We start from the raw sequence: 19,922 nt of genomic DNA on the forward strand, positions 1-19,922 counted from the left end.
AAATGTCCCCTCTGAATTGGCATCAAGCGATTGCCCATTATGCTGAGGCTGGTGCGGGTTATGTGATTGCTACAGTGATGGGGGCAGCAGGTTCTACCCCTCGTGAGCCGGGTACCAAAATGGTGATTACGGCAGATCACACCCATGACACTATTGGTGGAGGGCAGCTTGAATTTTTAGTGATTCAGCATGCTCGGCAACTGTTATCGGATGGCAAAAACACGGTCGCGATGGAAGCATTTCCGCTGGCTGCACAGGCCCAGCAGTGCTGCGGTGGTCATATGAGTGTGATGTTGGAATGCTTTGCGCCGTGTCAATGGCAATTGGCTGTGTTTGGGGCGGGGCACGTTGCTCAGCGTTTAATTCCTATTTTGGCAGAACTGCCTGTACAGGTGTATTGGTGTGATGAGCGCGTTGAGTTATTTCCGGCTTCTCTGCCGGCCAATGTGTCTGCGAAAACCTATCAAGACCCTTTAAAGGCAGTCAGGTCGTTGCCCACTGCTTCCGATATTTTAATCCTTACCCACGATCACGCTTTGGATTATGCCTTAACCCAAGCGGCATTGGCTCGCAGCGAATTAGGTTTTGTGGGGTTAATTGGCTCGAATACGAAGGCTCAGCGTTTTCGTAAACGTTTGGCACACGCAGGGCTTGCTCAGGAGATTATTGATCACCTCCAAAGCCCGGTTGGCTTGTCAGAAATCCCTGGTAAACGCCCAATGGAAGTGGCCGTATCCATTGCCGGGCAGTTGATTGCGCACTATCACGCCAACAGTGAGGCAAAAGTAACCAAGCGAGGCTTAGGGTGGAAAGAAATGAAGTCTGCATTACAGCATGCCACAGTGACTGTGCATGATTAAGTTACCCTATTGATGAGTTTTTCATTTGTTAAATGCATTGGCTTTAATTTAGACGTCATTTTTAGGTTTGATTTTTAGAAACTTGACTCTTTAAAAATAGGTTTCCGTTATGAGAAGTGCCGATTATGAGAAATATCGATTATGAGTAGCACCGATTTGAGCGAGGTTTGTCTCCAGCAGCTCAATACTTTACCGCAGTCAGTTGTTGCGGATTTTTTTGCCAATATTTGTCATTGCCAACGTTGGGCTGAAGAGATGGCGGCTTCACGCCCTTATGATTCGGTGGAGTCAGTACTGCAAAAAGCACGAGAAGCTTGGCACGATGCAACAGAAGCGGAGGTTTTGGAGGCCTTTCAGGGACATGCTCGTATTGGCGATATGAACGCGCTAAAACAAAAATACAGTGCGGCAAGCAAAGAGCAGGGGCAGGTGGCAGAGGCTGATGATAACGTGATACAAGCGTTGTTTGATGAAAATGAAGCTTATTTTGACAAAAATGGTTTTATTTTTATTGTCTGTGCGACCGGAAAAAGCGCTGAAGAAATGCTCGTGCTTTTGCGTCAGCGATTACCTAACCCTCGTGCTTTAGAAGTGGCCAATGGTGCAATGGAACAGGCAAAAATCACCGAAATTCGAATTCATCAGCGGGTCACGCTGGATTAGCCGTTTTAGATAGCTGGGTCTTGCGATTAGTTAACGTCTTGCGTCAGCCAACTATTACGTCAATCAACTATATGTCAATCAACTTATTACAATTATCCGATCTTACTACAGCGAATAAGTGAGTCACTTATGGCACAAGCTCCTAATGCGTCCCGTGCGCCGATTACTACCCATATTCTCGACACCGAACAAGGCAAGCCAGCAGGTCATGTTTTGGTATCGCTGTCGGTGTTTGAAGAGAATCAATGGAAACTCGTGAGTACCGGGCGTACCAATGATGATGGTCGTGTGGAACAGTGGGATACCTCGTTTACAGCGGCGATTGGTTTGTACCAATTACGCTTTGAAACCAGTGACTACTTTGATCGTCGCGGCGTCAAAAGTTTTTACCCGGAGGTGGTGATTTCTTTTCATGTCGCGACAACACAAGAGCATTTTCACGTTCCTCTTTTATTGAGTGCGCACGGTTATTCGACCTATCGAGGCAGTTAATTAATGACCCCCACTGAAGGAATCGGCTCCCTTGCCGCGCAGGCGTTTCGCGCCAGTATCTTAGATTTTACGAGTGCCCCCACTGTTGAGGGTTCCGGGCTTCGTTTTTATGAGGATGGGATTTTAGTCTTAGATCAGTCGGGAAACGTTATTGCCTTGGATCATGCCGAGGTGTTGCTGCCGTCATTGTCGCAGGTCAAAACAGCGCATTTTCCCGGTAAAGTGATCATGCCGGGTTTTATTGATTCTCATATTCATTTTCCTCAAACCGATGTGATTGCATCCTATGGTGAGCAGCTATTGGACTGGTTGAATAATTACACCTTTCCTGCGGAGCAACGGTTTGCCGATTACGATTATGCTTCTAATGTGGCTGAGTTTTTTCTCGATGAATTGATGCGTTGTGGCACAACCACGGCCATGGTTTATTGCACCGTTCATCCACAATCGGTGGATGCGTTTTTCTCGGCGTCTGAGCGCCGTGGTAGTCGTATGATCGCCGGTAAAGTCTTGATGGATCGACATGCACCTGATGCATTAACCGATACAGCCGAGTCCGGTGTGCAAGAGAGTGCCGATTTGATTGACCGTTGGCACAGCAATGGGCGGCAGCTTTATTGCCTAACCCCGCGTTTTGCGCCTACTTCAACGGAGCTTCAATTGACGCTATCTGGGGAATTACTTGCCAGTTCTCCGGGCGTGTATATGCAGACGCACCTATCTGAAAACCACGGCGAAATTGCCTGGGTGAAAGCGCTATTTCCAGAGCGTAAACACTACTTGGATGTTTATGATCATTATGGGTTATTGGGGCCGACCAGTGTGTTTGCTCACGGTATTCACCTTAGTGATGATGAATTGCAGCGCCTGTCTGATACGGGTTCAAGTATTGCCTTTTGCCCCACTTCAAACCTCTTTTTAGGCAGTGGTTTGTTTGATCTTGAGCGTACGCGCTCGTTCAACGTGGGGGCCAGTATTGCGACGGATGTCGGTGCGGGCACATCGTTTAGCCAGCTGCATACCCTCAACGAAGCTTACAAAGTCTTGCAATTGCAGGGTCTATCTTTGCACCCCTTCGAGGCTTTTTACTGGTTGACTTTGGGTAATGCCAAAACATTGAGGCTGGATGACAAAATTGGGAATTTTGAAACTGGCAAAGAAGCGGATTTTATTGTTATGAATCCGCAGTCGACGCCCTTGATGGCGTATCGTTACGAGCAGTGTTCATCTTTGGCTGAAAAGTTGTTCTTGTTCATGACCCTAGGTGATGACCGCTTGATACAAGCAACGTACCTTCAAGGGAGGCAAGTGTACCAAGCGGCTGACGTGTAGGGTGTGAATATGCCGCATTGAGACTCATATCTCCCCCTTTTTCAGTTTTTAATCACAATTCGTTTTTAATCACAATTAGAGTAGTTATGTTAACGTCTTACATTCTTGATTGGTTAAGCCTTGGTTTTCGATGGCTTCATGTCTTAGCCGCCATTGCTTGGATTGGCTCCTCCTTTAAATACGTGTGGGTTGATAACAACCTGCGTAAACCCCCTAAATGGAAAGAAGACAAAGGCATCAAAGGCGATGTCTGGGTGATTCATGGTGGCGGTATTTATGAATTTCAAAAATACAACGTTGCCCCGGAGCGCATGCCCGATGTATTGCATTGGGTGAAGTGGGAATCCTATACAACGTGGCTGACCGGCTTCATGTTGGTCAGTGTGATTTATTACGGCCAAGCAGCCACTTATATGTTGGCGGCAGAGGGTTTAATCACTAGCCCCATGATTTCTGTGTTGGCAGGCCTTGGTTTTCTATTAGGCACTTTGGGGATTTATGAATGCTTGATTCGAACACCTTTGGTACGCAAGGGCCCTGTCTTTGCCGTCACTATGGGCTCTGTTCTTTTGGGGCTGAGCTACCTTGCCTTTGAACTCTTTGCTCCTCGTGCGGCGGCCCTGCATGTGGGTGCTGCCATTGGCACCTTGATGACCGGTAACGTCTTTTTTGGCATCGTCCCGTCACAAAAAGCGTTCGTAAAAGCCATTGAAGAAGGTCGAGAGCCAGATGTGAACCGAGCGGCTTTTGCCAAGTTACGTTCGACGCACAATAACTACTTCACTTTGCCGGTGATCATGTTGATGATCTCCAATCACTACCCGATCATTTACAGTCATGCCCATGGCTGGTTGTTGATTGTGGCTATTGGAGCAATTAGTGCGTACGCACGCCACTTCTTTAATTTACGCAATCAGGGCGTGCTTAAGCCGCATATTTTGGCGATTGCGGCCGTAGCGATGGTGGCGGTGGCATATGCGATTCGTCCTATACCAGTGGCGTTAACTCAGGCCGATACAGAGGTTGAGACTCAAACGCATTCATTGCCTCCTGTGACCGATTTGGAAGGGTTAAGCTTAATACAAACCCATTGCTCAAATTGTCATTCAACGACACCAACTCAGCCTGGGTTTGTGGCACCGCCCGCCGGTATTGTGTTTGAGAGTGCAGATCAAATTAAAGCCTTGGCGCCTAAAGTGCGGTCGGTAGCGGTTGACTCTCAGTATATGCCTTTGGGTAATTTCACTAATATGACCACTGAGGAACGTTTGCGATTGGGGCGTTGGTTAGACGGGTTGTCTCAATAATCACTTGTTAAGCTGGCGAGATAGAAAAAGTATCTACGATAGTTACTCGCTATAAATAGAGGAGGTGTAATACCTCCTTTTTTGTTGGTTTACGGTTTTTCGATCGATCTTTTGTGTTGTTAAGCTCATGTAGTTAAAAACAATTAACAGCAAGACTTGTTAAATTCCAACTTCAAACTGCTATTCTTCCTTTGTTCTTTTTCTGAAACAAAGTCGCCTAACTCTCTATTTTTATTATAAAAAAAGTTTTATATACCTAATATTTATGACACATTTATCATAAATAATTAACATTATTTATCAATCTTCTCCCAGAAATGTGCTACCGCCTTTGGTGAGTTGCCCGTTTTTCATGGCCTATTTGGTTCATAATTTAACGTGAGAGAAGGCATCGTTCTAAATAACTGTATTTTGGGTGTGTCTAACTATGCAATTTCAGAGAAGTACCGAGAAGAAGCTGACCACAGCAGTGATTGCAGCATTAATTGTTATTATTGGTACTAATTTAATCGCCATTTCGTTATTAGTAGATCGTGCTGAGCGTCTTAATCTCTTACTGGAGGTAGATGTTGCTGTCAGTCGTAGTGTTCAACAGCTGAATTTTGACTTTAAAGTGCAAGTACAGGAGTGGAAGAATACGTTGTTGAGAGGGCATGAAACGGACAATCGTGAAAAGTATTGGGGTCGTTTCAATGACTGGCAGGATACTTTACAAAAAGAGTCCAGTGAGTTGGCGAACACTGTCAAAGATGAGGATGCACGTCGTATGTTGTTGCGGTTTGTGAGTGTTCATCAGCAGTTAGGTGTTCAATATCGACGAGGCTTTAATGAATACGTCGCCAGTGATTTTGACCCCAGAGTGGGTGATATCGCCGTGCGAGGCATTGATCGTGAACCCAGTAAGTTGTTGGCAGAAGTGGCGGAGCGCTTGGAGAGGTTAACCCAAACGCGCTCAATAGAGGTGCAGGCGGATGTGCAGAAGGTCAATCGCTTTGTGATTACCTTAACGCTGGTGATCGCGATCTTAGTGATTGTTTTCTTAACTTGGGTATTACGAAGCCGTCTGTTTAATCCTCTTAATCAAGCCATTCATTTTTTGCAGATATTCAGTACGGGTGAGTTAAATCGGCTTTCTCCTTTGGGAAGCTATCGTAATGATGAGCTTGGGCAATTGCTCCACAATTTAGACACGGTAAGGGGCAACACCATCAGTAATGTGAACGCAATTAACGTGTTATCGCTGGATGTGAACGGGGCTTCAGAGAGTATGAGGCAATCCGCTACTGAGACCAGTGCTAGCACCCGTCGTGCCTTGGAAAACGGAGATCAAGCAGTCGCGGCCCTAGAGCAATTGGCTACAGCCATTCAAGATATTGCCAGAAATGCCAGTATCGCCAGTGATGCGGCCACTTCTGCCGATAAAGGTGCTCATGAGGGTTTGGAGTTGATGTCCAAGGCGCTGGCTTCGGTTGAGGCGTTATCTGGGTACAATGCGGAAGTCTCTGAATCCATGAGCAGTCTTGAGCAGGATGTGAATCGTGTGGGTGAGGTGTTGGATGTCATCAAGGGCGTATCAGAGCAAACGAATTTATTGGCATTAAATGCGGCGATTGAAGCCGCTCGTGCGGGAGAGCAAGGGCGCGGGTTTGCTGTGGTTGCCGAGGAGGTGCGAAATTTGGCAAAGCGCACTCAGGAGTCTACGGCAGAAATTCAGAGCATCATTGAAAGTGTTCAATCTGGCACTGAACGCAGTGCTAGAGCTATGCGGCGAAGCGATGCGCAGACGCTGGCTACGATTGAAACCGCATCGCAAGCCAGTGATTCTCTCAAAGACATTGCTGGCGGTGTTGAAGAAATTCTTGGCTTAAATACTCAAATTGCCGCTGCGACGGAAGAGCAGAGTTACGCGATGGAGCATGTTCGTACGAATATCACGGCATTGGCTGATGTGATTCGTCAAGCGAATAACGACAGTGAAGTGGCGGTTGGGTTGTCTCAACAGTTGCATGGTATGGCAGATCAATTAAAGAATATTTCCAGCCGATATCGTGTCTCGTAAGTATTTTTTGTAACTATGCCTCGTAACCGTGCCCGGTCATTCTGTATCTGTTGTGGATTTGGTTTTTGAGTGAATAGAGTGGGTTTCCAGGCACAATTTACATGCTTGGAATTACATGCCTGGAAGAACCCGTTTGTTTACTTCTCGCTTTTGGCTAATGCAGCCTTAATTTTATTGGCAATGGACTCGACTTTGGCTTTGAGTGCGAGTTCATCAATGGTCAGTACTTCTTTGTTTTCCATCAGAACCTTTCCGGCAACCACCGTGGTGTCAACGTCTGTGCTGTCGATGGCGTACACTAAGTGGGAAATGACGTCGTATACGGGCGCAAGGCGGGTGTCATCGTAATCGACTAACACAAAATCCGCTGAAAACCCTTCTGAAATCTGGCCAATATGTTCTATTTTTACGGCTTTTGCACCGTCGCGTGTGGCCATCGCTAAGGCGGATCGTGCAGGAACGGCGGTCGGGTTTTGAGAGGCACCTTTGTGAATGAGGGCCGCTAAGCGAATTTCTTCCCACATATCGAGATCATTGTTGCTCGCGGCCCCGTCGGTTCCAAGGCCGACGGCAATGCCTTTGTTCTGCATGGCCATCACAGGAGAAAACCCGGAACCCAGCTTTAGGTTTGAAGTTGGGTTATGAATCGGGCCAGCCATAGACTGGCTCAGTAAATCGATATCGCTATCGGTAGGGTGAACCATGTGTGCGGCGATCACCGTTGTCTTCTCGTCGAACTGTGCCAAGGTGTGTGCAACAGGGGTATTTTGATAGCGCTCTTGAATGATGCCGTGCTCAGCTTGGGTCTCTGCCAAATGAATACTAATGGGGGCATTCAGCTTTGCTGCGATATCGCCTACGGCTTTTAAGTGCTCTTTTGAAACAGTATAGGGGGCGTGTGGTGCCAGAGCAGGGGTAATTCTGGGGTGTTTTCCTTGCCATTGGCGTACAAAAGTTTGTCCGGCGGCAAAGCTGTCGTCCCAACCGGTAAAACCGGGGCTGGGGAAATCAATCATGGGGGCGGCAATAATGGCCCTTAATCCACATTGATCGGTGACTTCTGCGATGACCTCTGGGTAAAAGTACATATCCACAAAGGTGGTTGTGCCTCCGCGAATCATTTCATAACACGCTAATTCCGTGCCGATGGAAACGAATTCTGGGCTCACAAACTGGCCTTCCATGGGAAAAATATAGTTATTGAGCCATGTCATTAACTCCAGGTCATCGGCCATGCCGCGAAAAAGTGTCATGGCGGTGTGAGTATGGCCATTCACCAGCCCAGGAAGAAGAATGTTTTTTTCGCCATTGAGGGTCGTTTGAGCATGATAGGTGGATTCAATGGTGTTGCGATCGGATATCGCGATGATTTTTCCATCTCGCACAGCAATGGCACCGTCTTGAATGATGGTGTTGTTATCATCCATGGTGACGACGTAATCAGCGGTGGCGATCAATTCCACGGGTTCAAGGTTGGCGGAATTTTGTGTATCCAGTGTAGCGCAACCAGAAAGTGTAAGGGCCGCTAGTGCAGAGGCGGCCGAAAGTAGGCGGTTAAGTGGAAAACTCATAGCAAGTCCAATTGGTAGAGAGTGGTGGGGAAACAAGTGATGTTATACCTAAATGCAATAAGGGCCAATGTCGTTAATGGGTTATGTCTTCGTCACTTGGTGCCTCAGCCGATGCGTTTTTCAGTGGCTCTTTCGCTTCGTGGTTTTGTTTGTGTGGGTCGTGGGGGTGAGCTGGGTTATTAGTGCTTCATGTTCTGGAAATTGCGCAATCAATACACTTCTATCGCCAATGGACATATCAGCAAAATCAAACCCAGGCGCGACTGCTTCACTGATGAGTCCGTATTCACCTTGCGGTAGATAAGACGCTTTCCAGGTGCCGCCTGGTACTGCGAGTTGCAATCGGTGTCCTTGGCTTGGGTCGGGGCCTAATACGGCTGTGGTCAATGTGCCGTCGGGGTGGATTAGGTAATACGTAATGGGATCACCCAGATGGAAGAAGTGCAAAATATCGGACTGGTTCAAATGCCAGCGCCCAATGGGGGAGGCCTCGGTAAGCAAATAATAAATGGAAGTGAGAGTATATCGATCTCCATTTTCCGTAGAAATGGGATCTCGGTGATCTGCTTGAAAGGTTCGTCGGTAGTATCCGCCTTCAACATGGGATTGCAGTTTTAAATGGCGGATCAGCTCGTCAGTGGAAACCTTTTCATCTTTGGTGATTGTTTTGTCGTTAGTTACCAGTGCTTTCTCTTCTTGTGAAGGGATGTGGTCGCAGCCGAGGGATCCCAATAGCGTTAGACCAAGCCCCCAAAAACACCCCAAGCGCTTTATGTTTCCCATAATATTTCTCGTTATTTTGTGTTGGGCGGGAAGTGTTGATGCCAATGTTCAGCAATATCAATACGTCTGCATACCCAAACATCTGTATGGGATTGCACGTAGTCTAAGAAGCGTTTAAGCGCCATGGCTCGTCCTGGTCGACCTACCAATCGGCAATGTAAGCCAATACTGAGCATTTTCGGTGCGGTTTCACCTTCTTCGTAGAGGAAGTCGAAGCTATCCTTCAGATAGGTGAAAAACTGATCCCCACTGTTAAAACCCTGTGGTGTTGCAAAACGCATGTCGTTGCTGTCGAGAGTGTAGGGAATCGTTAACAGCGGCTCGTCAAAGTCATGACACCAGTAGGGAAGGTCGTCTGAGTAGGAATCAGAGTGGTAGGAAAAACCGCCGTTCTCGGCCACCAATTGTCGGGTGTTGGGGCTATCGCGTCCGGTATACCAACCAAGAGGTGCAGAGCCTGTCACGTTGGTATGGATATCAATGGCCTCTTCCATCATGGAGCGTTCTTGTTCGATGCCCATGTCTTGGTAGTGAATCCATTTTAGGCCGTGGCTGGCGATCTCCCAGTTGGCGTCGAGCATGGCGGCCACAGCATCTGGATTACGCTCTAAGGCTTTGGCAACACCGTACACGGTGACGGGCATATTACGTTCGGTAAATAACCGATGAAGTCGCCAAAACCCGGCGCGGCTGCCGTATTCATAAATCGACTCCATGCTCATATGACGTTGGCCTGTGAAGGCTTCTGCCCCTACGATTTCAGATAAAAACTTTTCAGAGGCGACATCGCCGTCCAATACACAGTTTTCGCCGCCTTCTTCGTAGTTGATGACAAACTGCACTGCAATGCGTGCGTTATTCGGCCATTTCGGGTGTGGGGGGTGGGCACCGTAGCCTATAAAATCTCGAGTATTCTGACTCATAGTGCTTTTTTCTCGCTGTCGCTTTTATCGATGCTCACCAGTGTATCAGTGAAGATTTTCAGTGCTTTTTTCGCATTGGTTTTCATGCACACGTCTACTTTGGGGCCACTTTTGGCTCTGCTTAATATGGCGGCGGTAGACTCGTCAATATGACGGCGCGGCTTACCATCCCAGCGTTTAGCGGGCATTGAGGTGTCGGTGGTCTTCGTGTAAACAGGCTTTTCCACATAATCGACAGCGACATTAATGGGTGTTTTTTCAGCCACGCATAACTCTGGGTTGGTGACGACTAAGGCAGCGAGCACATCCCAAAAATAATATTCACCTGAGGCAATAAACCAATCGTTTTTGTCGTAGACCTGATCAACGAATTTCGCTGTCGGGTTATTAACCAGTTTTTTGAAGTTGGCGACGTATTCTGCGGTGACTTTGACTTTATTGGTGACATCTAAGCCGACCATTTCAATAGGAAGGCCGCTTTTGAAGACAAACTCGGTTGCTACTGGATCAACAAATAAGTTCCACTCGGCTTTCTTGTTGGGGTGGCCTTTGGTGAATAGTGGGACTTCAATGTTGCCTTTGGCATCCAACGAGCCCCCCATAATGACCAAACGTCCAAGCTTGGGCTTATCTTGTGGGTAGCGTTCCAGCCATTGGTGTACGTTAGTGAGTGGGCCTACGGCAATCAACGTGACAGGTTCTTTGCTGGCGTTGACAATATCGTGAATTACGTCTGCGGCATGTTTGTTTGAGGGTTTATAGCTCGGTTTATCAATGGGGACACCAGATAAGGTATCGGAGTCGTCACGCCACTCTACGGGAAAAACAAAGTAACCGTCTAAGGGATACGCATCACCATGGGCAACAGGGATGGGTTGAGTATTATCGGCCAGTTCAAGGAGCGATATCACATTCTCTACACCCGGTTTACAACGGGTTTCACCGCTGCAAGAGACGGTGACGGCTTTTATGTCTACTTCTGGATGCTTTGCCAAATACAGCAATGCAGTCCAGTCGTCAATGGCCATGTCCGTATCATAAATAACGGGCTCGGCGGCGAGAGAAGAAAGAGCAAGTAGTGGGCTTAAGAAAGTTGCAGTGAGAAAAGATCGAAACGCCTTCATTGAATTAACCTTACTAGAATTAAATGCTATAGAAGCAGACAGAGACTACTAACTATAACCATCAAATAGGAAGAAGAAACACACTTTATTGATTTTTTGTAATGGCACTATTTATTCAGCTCATATGGGTATTGTTATGAAAATTTATGCACTTTTATGGAAGTTTAGGCGCCAATTATTTAGTTGGATATGAGCAGTATTGTGGTTTATTGATTTTGCTTGATAAACCAGGGCTCTGTAACTGAATGCTAAGGTGAAAATACCATGCTAATGAAAACCGTAAAAAGTTGACATAATGGTTAAAAATTTGCCTGAAGTGAAACTTATCCCATTCACGCCGTATGTGCAATGTGTTCGATTGAACACTGATTAGGAGCTGTTTTTAGAAAATTTCATATAGTTGAGTGAGGGAAGCCCCATTTTTGAACTGATTTTATTGGTGCGCCATTTATTTTTTATGCATTTTATTGGTGCGCTGTGGTGTTTGTTTTGAAATATGAGTTACAGTCCTTATCAGTTTGATACCTAAGTCACGCAACGGTGTATCTCGTGACTGCAATTTTTTGACTTTTCAGACAGGTATTGGCATTCCCTGTGCTAAAGCAAGGTTGGCACAGCATAACAATTAAACGTCAAAACAATATCTTTGACTTCAGTCAGCTTTATAAGGTCGGGCGGTTTTGCCCAAATAAATGAGAGGAAAACCATGCAGTACCAGAAGAGTTTTAAACGATCAGCATTGGCCATGGCACTGGGTGCGTCTGTCTCAACAATCTATGCTCCGGCGGCGTTTGCTCAGCTTGAGGAAGTGATTGTTACAGCTCAGAAGAGAGAGCAGAACACGCAGGATGTACCTATCTCTGTTGCGACTATGGTGGGGGAACGTTTTGATTCCATGTTTTCAGGTGGTGAAGATATATTAGCGTTGTCTTCCAGAGTCCCTGGTCTTTATGCTGAGTCATCTAATGGACGTGCTGCTCCTCGGTTTTACATTCGAGGTCTTGGCAATGTCGATTTCGATCTTGCTGCGTCACAACCGGTATCGGTCGTTTTTGATAATGTCGTACAAGAAAACGTTGTGCTTAAAAGCTTTCCTATTTTTGATGTTGAATCAATGGAAGTCATTCGTGGCCCTCAAGGAACGTTGTTTGGTCGAAACACCACGGCAGGCATTATTAAATTTGACACACGTAAGCCTACAGAAGACTTGGAAGGGTATGTTAAAACCGCCATTGGCCAATTAGGTACGTTGAACTTAGAAGGCGCGGTGGGTGGTGCAATTATTGAAGATACACTGTCTGCTCGAGTTTCGGTGTTATCGCAAAAGCGAGAAGACTGGATCGACAATACTTATACTGGCGAAAGAGAGGCCATGGGGGGGCACAATGAAGTAGCAGGCCGGGTACAACTGCTATATACCCCAACAGATGAGCTATCAGCGCTATTCAACTACCATACTCGCAGCCTAGATGGAACGGCTTCTGTATTTAGAGCAAACGTTTTTACTACCGGCAGTAATTCTTTAAATGAGAATTATGATCGAGATAAAGTGTATTTCAATGAAGGGCGAAATAATCCTCAGGAATACGATTCCGACGGCATGTCTTTAAAAGTGGATTATGACTTTGATTCAATCCTGTTGACCTCAATTACGGCCTATGAAAGCGCTGACGGTTCCAGCCTGGGAGACATTGATGGTGGTGCATCTATCGATGATGATAACCCTGGCCCAGGTTTTATTCCTTTTGATGCAGTCACGGAGGATCAGGCAGACGTTGAGCAATTTACGCAAGAATTTCGTATTTCCAGTAATAGCGCAGCGCCTTTTCAGTGGCAAGCTGGGGCATTTTTCTTTGATTCGGAGCTCGATGTTACTTCCATTGATGGATTCTTTGGAGCAACATCGGTGACCCATGAGAACACCACATGGGCAGTGTTTGGACAAGGTTCTTATGATTTTACAGACGCTCTAACTCTTACAGTTGGGCTTCGATACACCGATGATGAAAAAGACTTAACTGTGGGTGAGCAGAACGTTGATGGTTTTGCTTTGGTTATTGGTGCGGCCAGCATTCAAGACTATGAGCCTGTGAGTGTATCGGATGATCAGGTGAGCGGTGAAATCAGCTTGAATTACCGAGTGAATGATGATTTGAGTGTCTATACGCGTTATGCGAATGGTTTCAGAGCGCAATCCATCCAGGCTCGTGATGTGGCTTTTGAAGGCAACCCGTCTGTAGCCGATTCAGAAACCATTGATTCTATTGAGTTTGGTGTGAAAGCCGATTTGTTTGATCAGCTGCGTGTGAATGCAGGCGTGTTTTATTACGTTATCAATGATATTCAATTATCGGCCATTGGTGGCGCCAATAATGGTAATAGTTTGCTGAATGCTGAAGAGGGTATTGGGCAGGGTTTTGATGTGGACCTTGAGTGGGTTCCTCATGATAATGTCATCTTAACAGCTGGCTTCGGTTACGCTGACACGGAATTAAACGATTCAGATTTAGTCACTGCACCTTGTGGCTCAGATCGATGTACCGTTCGTGACCCCCTAGATGCTAACGGCAATGCAATTCTTGATGGTAATCCATTCCAAGGTGTGCCAGAAACCACCTTCAATTTAACCGGTAGGTTTAGCGTTCCGGTTGGTAATGGTGAAATTTACGCCTTTACCGACTATGCCAGACAAGGACAAACCAGCTTAACTTTGTATGATGCGGTTGAGTTGCAAACCAACGGTCAGTATGAAATTGGCTTACGCATAGGATATGTCAATGTAGAGCAGGACTACGAAATTGCCTTATTCGGCCGTAATATTACGGACGAGGACAATGTAAAAGGCCAAATTGACTTCAATAACAACACAGGCTTTGTAAATGACCCTCGTATCTGGGGAGCTGAGTTTAAAATGAACTTCTAAAAAGCATTCTGTAGCTTACTTTCTATGCCCTGCGTTATGCGGGGCTTTTTCGTTCTTATTCATTCTCTTTTTTGTTTGAATCGCAACTTCACCTTAATTTACGTTCAAATAACTGGTTAAATAGCGGCCCTTGTTGGTTTGGGGTGTTGGTTAATTTACAAACTTGGCATTAGAAGAGAGTCAATAACAAACTCTGATATACGATTTAGGAGCGAACATTGAAAATTGTATTAAAAACTTTGGGTGTGCTGTGTATTGCCACCGCTGTTGCTATTTTGTCTGCCTGTGGGGCGTCGAAAGAAGCGCCCTCAACGAGTATCGCGGTCGATAAAAGCGATAAAATTGAAGTTAAAGTTGTGGTTGTCACCATGTTTGAATTGGGTGAAGACGAAGGTGATACCGCTGGTGAGTTTCAATTGTGGAAAGAGCGTGCCGGCTTAGACAAGCGCTTTGCTTTTCCGCAATCGCATCATGACCTATTCATGAATGAGCAGACTGGTGTCTTGGGTATGGTAACCGGTATGGGCACGGCTAAATCTTCATCGGCCATTATGGCATTAGGGTTAGACCCACGTTTTGATTTAACCAAAGCCTATTGGTTGGTCGCCGGGATTTCTGGTTTTGATCCAAATGATGCCTCCATTGGTTCTGCTGCCTGGGCCGAATACTTAGTGGATGGCGATTTAGGCCATGAAATTGACCCCAGAGAAATGCCAGACGATTGGGAATTTGGATTTTTCCCATTATTTACCAAAGGCCCATTCCCGAAAGAGAAGCCGATTAACCAAGGCGAAATGTTCCAAACAAACGTGAAATTACGTGATTGGGCGTTTGAGTTAACCAAAGAATTAGACATGCCTGACGACGCGCATATTGCGCAAGAGCGTGCGAAGTACACCCAATACCCCAATGCTCAGAAGGCGCCGTTTGTTATGAAAGGTGATCAATTGGCCGCCATGACTTTCTGGCATGGTGAGGTATTGAATCAGTGGGCGAATCGTTGGGTCGACTACTGGTCAGATGGTAAGGGTGAGTTTGTCTCTTCGGCAATGGAAGATACTGGAACTGCGCAATCACTGACGTATTTAGATCGTGCCGGTAAAGTGGATTACGATCGCTTTATGGTATTGCGTACCGCCAGTAACTTTACTGTGCCTGGCCCAGGTTTAACTCCTGCTGAAAACTTGGCCGCCGAAGGCGAGGATTACGCTGGCTTGACCTTGGCGTTAGAATCGGCCTATTTGGTGGGTGGTACAGTGGTGAATACCATCGTGAATAATTGGGACCGCTACGCGACTCAATTGCCGTATGAGGCAGCGGAGAAATAACTTGTCTCGTTAGTCAGTTGACTAAAGAAAAAGGCGGCATTTATGCCGCCTTTTTTGTCTTTATTCTCTTTATATCGATGTTATATTTTGTTCGATTACCTGAGAATTGCCTATCTTGATTTATTCTGTAAGCGACCTGTCGGTTCTGTAAGTCAGTCCGTGTTAAAAATAAGCCCGTGTAAATTTGCCTGTTGGAATTTTTTATGAGTGTCCTAGAACAACTAATTACTAAACTGCCTAAAACTGAACTCCACCTACATATTGAGGGCACTTTAGAGCCAGAGATGGTGATGGCATTAGCGGCCCGAAATGGTATTTCGATGCCCTATGCGACGTCACAAGAGTTGGCGGCTAAGTATGAATTTGGAAATCTACAAGAGTTTTTAGACTTATATTATCAAGCCACGGCGGTGCTAGTGGTAGAGCAAGATTTTTATGACCTGACGTGGGCGTATTTGTTGCGTTGTCAGGAAGACAATGTGGTGCATACCGAGATTTTCTTTGATCCACAAAGTCATACCGATCGGGGCGTATCTTTTGAAACCGTCGTTAAAGGCATTACACGCGCATTAGAAGATGCCCGCGAAAAATTAAACATCGAATCCAAGCTCATCATGTGCTTTTTGCGGCATTTGCCTGAATCGTCGGCATTGGCAACGTGGGAAGAAGCCCAGCCTTGGCTGTCCCTGATTGATGGTGTGGGTCTGGATTCTTCTGAGCGTGATTTCCCTCCATCATTATTTGAACGTGTCTTCGCTAAAGCGCGAGAAAAAGGGCTCAAGGTCGTGGCGCATGCAGGGGAAGAGGGGCCTTCAGATTACATTGTTCAAGCGCTGGATTTACTCCAAGTGGATCGTATTGATCACGGTGTTCGCATTACGGAAGACGACGCGTTAATGGATCGAGTAGCGCAAGAGAAAGTGGCATTAACGGTTTGCCCTTTATCCAATACGAAGTTGTGTGTCTATGACGATATGGCGAAACATCCGATTTTTACACTGTTGGATCGAGGTTTGCGAGTAATGGTGAATTCTGATGATCCCGCTTATTTTGGTGGGTATGTGAATGAAAATTATCGCGCGTTGGTCACCTCATTAAATCCTTCTAGTGAACAAATTATTCAGTTGGTGCGTAACAGCATTTTGGCAAGCTTTATGAGTGATGAGCTGAAAGCGCATTGGCTTGAGGAAGTCAGCAAGACGGCAGAACAGGTTTTGGGTGAATAATTTGAATGAATGAAGCGTATCATGGATCAAAAAGTTGACCAGATGGACAGGTTGGCATAAGGTAGACCTAGCAAAATCAGGGTTTTTCGTGGTGTTCATCATCGAACACCACAACAAATTCATACCCGTTAGCAGCAAGGCGTCTTTTTGTCTTTGCTTGCACACTACGCAACTGTCAGTTCGCATAAATGCAATGCTTAATATATCGCTGGTCTGGTTGCAATCACGTTCAGTTGTTACGGTTTAAGTAGCCATTACTTTCATCGTCACTGCATAAGTAATAACGCACTAAGGTACCCTTTATGGCTGCTCAGGCTCCCGAATTCACCTATGTTTGCCCTCCTGATGGTCAAGTTTCAACGGGCGAGGGGCCATTGTCCGGTCTTCGTCTAGCGGTGAAAGATTTATTTCACATTGCGGGTATTCCTACTGGTGCGGGTAATCCAGATTGGTTGAAATCGCACTCGGTTCCAGAACAAACCTCATCGGCGGTGGAGGCCTTACTGGCCGCAGGGGCCACTTTGGTGGGCAAGACCCTGACAGATGAGTTGGCCTATAGTCTTAATGGTATCAATGCGCATTATGGTACCCCACTTAATGTTGTGGCTCCCAGTCGAATTCCTGGTGGTTCTACGAGTGGTTCAGCCGTAGCAGTGGCTAACCTCAGTGCCGATATTGGTTTGGGTACCGATACCGGGGGGTCGATTCGTGTGCCTGCCAGCTACAACGGTTTGTATGGTTTGCGTCCCAGCCACGATGTTATCCCTACTGATGACATGGTCGCTCTGGCGCCTCGGTTTGATACTGTTGGCTGGTTGTGTCGCGATTTGGAGACGTTGGTGAAAGTTGCCAATGTTTATGCTAGGACCTTTTCGTTTGAGGAGAGGTGTGCTGGTGAAGACACAGTGTCTCTTCGTCACGTAACGGTATGCAGTATTGTGGATTCAACGGTGTGGGATGAAGCGCTTCAATCTTGGGCACCGTTATTGGAAGAACAGTTCGAATCCGTATCCCATTGTAAAGTGGATTCCGATGAGCTCACCCGAGCGAGTGCGGCGTTTCGTGTATTGCAAGGTCGGGAAATCTGGCGACAGCACGGTGACTGGATACTCAAAACTCAACCCGTATTTGCACCGGATATTCAAGAGCGAATGTTGTGGTGCCGAGGGTTAGACGAAAATGAAGAGGCGGCGGCCCAAATTCAAGCCGATCATTTTCTGCAATATTGGCGTACTCATGTTCTACCCACACCCAATCATGTGGCATTAATGCCCACGGCTCCTGGCGCTGCGCCGCTGCTTGATATGAAACCGGATGATCTTGCCCGTTATCGTTCGCAATTGATGGGACTGACTGCACCGGCAGGGCTAAGCCGGGCTCCGCAATTGAGTCTGCCTTGGTTACAGGAGTCGTCGGCGCCGTGGGGTGTTTCCTTAACCGCTACACGGGGACAAGATCGGTCATTATTGCAACTGGCAAGTTCACTAGAGGCCAAGATGGCGACGCTTGGTCTGTCATAAAATAAAAATCCGTTAATCGATCTTTTTAGATGTTCCTATTTTTGTTGTTCCTATAAAGCACGCCATAGAGCTGCCAATAACGACAAAAAGATTCTCAGAATCACCACGATCGCCATTAACGTCAAAATAGTAATGTTTGCACTATACGTAACATTTGGATCACCCATTAAGAGATTATTTGGAGCCTGCTATGGCCACAGTTGCTTTTACAGCACCTCATTTTAAAGCGTCTGAAGTGGCGCTTGAGATATTAAAAGAAGGCGGTAACGCCGTGGATGCCATGGTCGCTGCGGCGGCCACCATTGCTGTGGTGTATCCACACATGAACAGCTTTGGGGGTGATGGCTTTTGGGTTATTCAAAAGCCGGGTGAAGCACCGGTGGCTATTGATGCGAGCGGGAAAGCCGCTCGACAAGCGGATATCCAGTGGTATCGCAGTCGTGGACACAGTGCGATACCCAATCGCGGGCCTTTGGCATCGTTGACTATGGCGGGGACGGTATCAGGTTGGCAGAAGGCCCGTGACTATGCCGAATCCCTCGACGGCGTTGCTCAACCTCTTCCCTTATCTCGTCTTTTGGGGCCGGCAGCGGCCTTGGCTCGTGAAGGCATCACCGTGACACAAAGCTTACAGGCTGCATCGGTGAAAACGTTTGAAGAACTGTCTTCCAATGAAGAATTTGCCAAGTTATATCTTAATCAGGGTGAAACCCTAAAAGCCGGAGAACAACTGACCAACCCCGCGTTAGCCGACTTGTTGGATGGCTTAGCCGAACGTGGTTTGGATGATTTTTATCGTGGCGATATCGCTAAAGTCTTGGCGTCGTCATTGGAAAAGGCCGGCTCTCCCATCACTTTGGAAGACTTTGAAAGCTATCATGCGGAAATGCTGGAGCCTCTGACCACCACGACAGGCAAAGGTCAGTTATTCAATATGGTCGCCCCAACACAAGGCGTTGCCTCGCTGATTATTTTGGCCCTCTACGACCGTATTTATCAGGACAGCTGGAATGAGACTGAGCGTGTACATCACCTTGTGGAGTGCATAAAGCAAGCCTTCATCATCCGTGATACCTATGTCACTGATCGTAGTCGCTTGAAGGCGGAGTGGAGTACGCTGCTGGATGATGCCTTTTTGGATGATTTGGCCAAAAAAATCGATTCTGAAAAAGCCTTACCGTGGCCCCATGTGGCAAAGCCGGGCGATACCATTTGGATGGGTGCTTTGGATAAAGACGGCATGATGGTGTCGTTTATTCAGAGTGGCTATTGGGAGTTTGGCTCAGGTCAGGTGATTCCTGAGTACGGTTTAGTGTGGAATAACCGTGGATTGAGCTTCTCTTTGGATATTACTCATCACAACCATTTAGCGGGCGGTATGAAGCCATTTCATACGCTTAACCCGGCGTTTGCTCTACTTGAGGATGGTCGTCGCTTCAGCTACGGCACCATGGGTGGCGAGGGCCAGCCGCAAACTCAGGCTGCACTCTTTACACGTCATATCTACGATGAGCTGCCACTAACAGAAGCCATTGCCAAAGACCGTTGGTTGCTCGGGCGAACTTGGGGTGATGTCAGTAATAACCTGAAGTTGGAGCAAGGCTTGTATCAATCTATGGGGGCGGCTTTATCCGAATTGGGTCATGATGTTGCCGAAGTCCCTGGGTTGAATGAAATGATGGGCCATGCCGGTGGCATTATTCTTTCGCCTGACGGTAGTGTTCAAGCCGCTACAGATCCTCGCAGTGACGGTGCTGCTTTAACGGCAGAAGTGTAGTCGCCTAAGGACTTACTGCAATTTACATTGCGAA

The 19,922-nt window shown here is 46.8% G+C and carries 15 protein-coding genes; 11 read left to right on the plus strand and 4 right to left on the minus strand.

What is annotated here, in order from left to right:
* Positions 1–2 precede the first annotated feature (2 nt).
* From xdhC to LU351_RS11730, 6 genes are all read left to right on the plus strand, one after another.
* Complete coding sequence (gene xdhC, locus LU351_RS11705; protein WP_232594258.1) at positions 3–860, plus strand: xanthine dehydrogenase accessory protein XdhC; 858 nt, start codon at positions 3–5, stop codon at positions 858–860.
* A 141-nt stretch (positions 861–1,001) separates the two neighbouring features.
* Positions 1,002–1,523: a 2-oxo-4-hydroxy-4-carboxy-5-ureidoimidazoline decarboxylase gene (uraD, locus tag LU351_RS11710; protein WP_232594259.1), complete on the plus strand. Its 522-nt coding sequence runs from the start codon at positions 1,002–1,004 to the stop codon at positions 1,521–1,523.
* A gap of 129 nt (positions 1,524–1,652) precedes the next feature.
* On the plus strand, positions 1,653–2,015 hold the full coding sequence (gene uraH, locus LU351_RS11715; RefSeq protein WP_232594260.1) for a hydroxyisourate hydrolase: 363 nt from the start codon (positions 1,653–1,655) through the stop codon (positions 2,013–2,015).
* A 3-nt stretch (positions 2,016–2,018) separates the two neighbouring features.
* Positions 2,019–3,347 (plus strand): guanine deaminase, encoded by a 1,329-nt coding sequence (guaD, locus tag LU351_RS11720; RefSeq protein ID WP_232594261.1) that lies wholly within the window; start codon positions 2,019–2,021, stop codon positions 3,345–3,347.
* Positions 3,348–3,433: 86 nt separating this feature from the next.
* Complete coding sequence (locus LU351_RS11725) at positions 3,434–4,654, plus strand: urate hydroxylase PuuD (RefSeq protein ID WP_232594262.1); 1,221 nt, start codon at positions 3,434–3,436, stop codon at positions 4,652–4,654.
* A gap of 427 nt (positions 4,655–5,081) precedes the next feature.
* On the plus strand, positions 5,082–6,713 hold the full coding sequence (locus LU351_RS11730) for a methyl-accepting chemotaxis protein (protein WP_232594263.1): 1,632 nt from the start codon (positions 5,082–5,084) through the stop codon (positions 6,711–6,713).
* Between the two features lie 137 nt (positions 6,714–6,850).
* Here the strand turns inward: LU351_RS11730 and LU351_RS11735 are convergent, their stop codons facing one another.
* The 4 genes from LU351_RS11735 to LU351_RS11750 form a co-directional block, all read right to left on the minus strand.
* The gene (locus LU351_RS11735; RefSeq protein WP_232594264.1) at positions 6,851–8,284 is read right to left on the minus strand and encodes an amidohydrolase; all 1,434 of its coding nucleotides are present in this window, start codon (positions 8,282–8,284) and stop codon (positions 6,851–6,853) included.
* 120 nt (positions 8,285–8,404) lie between these two features.
* A complete protein-coding gene (locus tag LU351_RS11740; RefSeq protein WP_232594265.1) occupies positions 8,405–9,067 on the minus strand; it encodes a cupin domain-containing protein in 663 nt (220 codons plus the stop codon).
* A gap of 11 nt (positions 9,068–9,078) precedes the next feature.
* The gene (gene puuE, locus LU351_RS11745) at positions 9,079–9,990 is read right to left on the minus strand and encodes an allantoinase PuuE (RefSeq protein WP_232594266.1); all 912 of its coding nucleotides are present in this window, start codon (positions 9,988–9,990) and stop codon (positions 9,079–9,081) included.
* A complete protein-coding gene (locus tag LU351_RS11750; protein ID WP_232594267.1) occupies positions 9,987–11,114 on the minus strand; it encodes a nucleoside hydrolase in 1,128 nt (375 codons plus the stop codon). The genes puuE and LU351_RS11750 overlap by 4 nt, the downstream gene beginning before the upstream one ends.
* A 706-nt stretch (positions 11,115–11,820) precedes the next feature.
* Between LU351_RS11750 and LU351_RS11755 the strand changes: the two genes are divergently transcribed.
* The 5 genes from LU351_RS11755 to LU351_RS11775 all read left to right on the plus strand — a co-directional run bounded on the left by LU351_RS11755 (position 11,821) and on the right by LU351_RS11775 (position 19,888).
* Complete coding sequence (locus LU351_RS11755; protein ID WP_232594268.1) at positions 11,821–14,037, plus strand: TonB-dependent receptor; 2,217 nt, start codon at positions 11,821–11,823, stop codon at positions 14,035–14,037.
* A 218-nt stretch (positions 14,038–14,255) separates the two neighbouring features.
* Entirely contained in the window at positions 14,256–15,365 is a 1,110-nt protein-coding gene (locus LU351_RS11760) for a purine nucleoside permease (protein WP_232594269.1), read from the plus strand.
* A gap of 203 nt (positions 15,366–15,568) precedes the next feature.
* On the plus strand, positions 15,569–16,591 hold the full coding sequence (locus LU351_RS11765; protein ID WP_232594270.1) for an adenosine deaminase: 1,023 nt from the start codon (positions 15,569–15,571) through the stop codon (positions 16,589–16,591).
* Between the two features lie 302 nt (positions 16,592–16,893).
* Positions 16,894–18,111 carry an amidase gene (locus LU351_RS11770; protein WP_232594271.1) on the plus strand — a complete coding sequence of 406 codons (1,218 nt, stop codon included), beginning with the start codon at positions 16,894–16,896 and terminating at the stop codon, positions 18,109–18,111.
* 190 nt (positions 18,112–18,301) lie between these two features.
* Positions 18,302–19,888 carry a gamma-glutamyltransferase family protein gene (locus tag LU351_RS11775; RefSeq protein WP_232594272.1) on the plus strand — a complete coding sequence of 529 codons (1,587 nt, stop codon included), beginning with the start codon at positions 18,302–18,304 and terminating at the stop codon, positions 19,886–19,888.
* Positions 19,889–19,922: the final 34 nt, after the last annotated feature.

This window comes from Marinibactrum halimedae, from assembly GCF_021234875.1.
Taxonomy (GTDB): Bacteria; Pseudomonadota; Gammaproteobacteria; order Pseudomonadales; family Cellvibrionaceae; genus Marinibactrum; species Marinibactrum halimedae.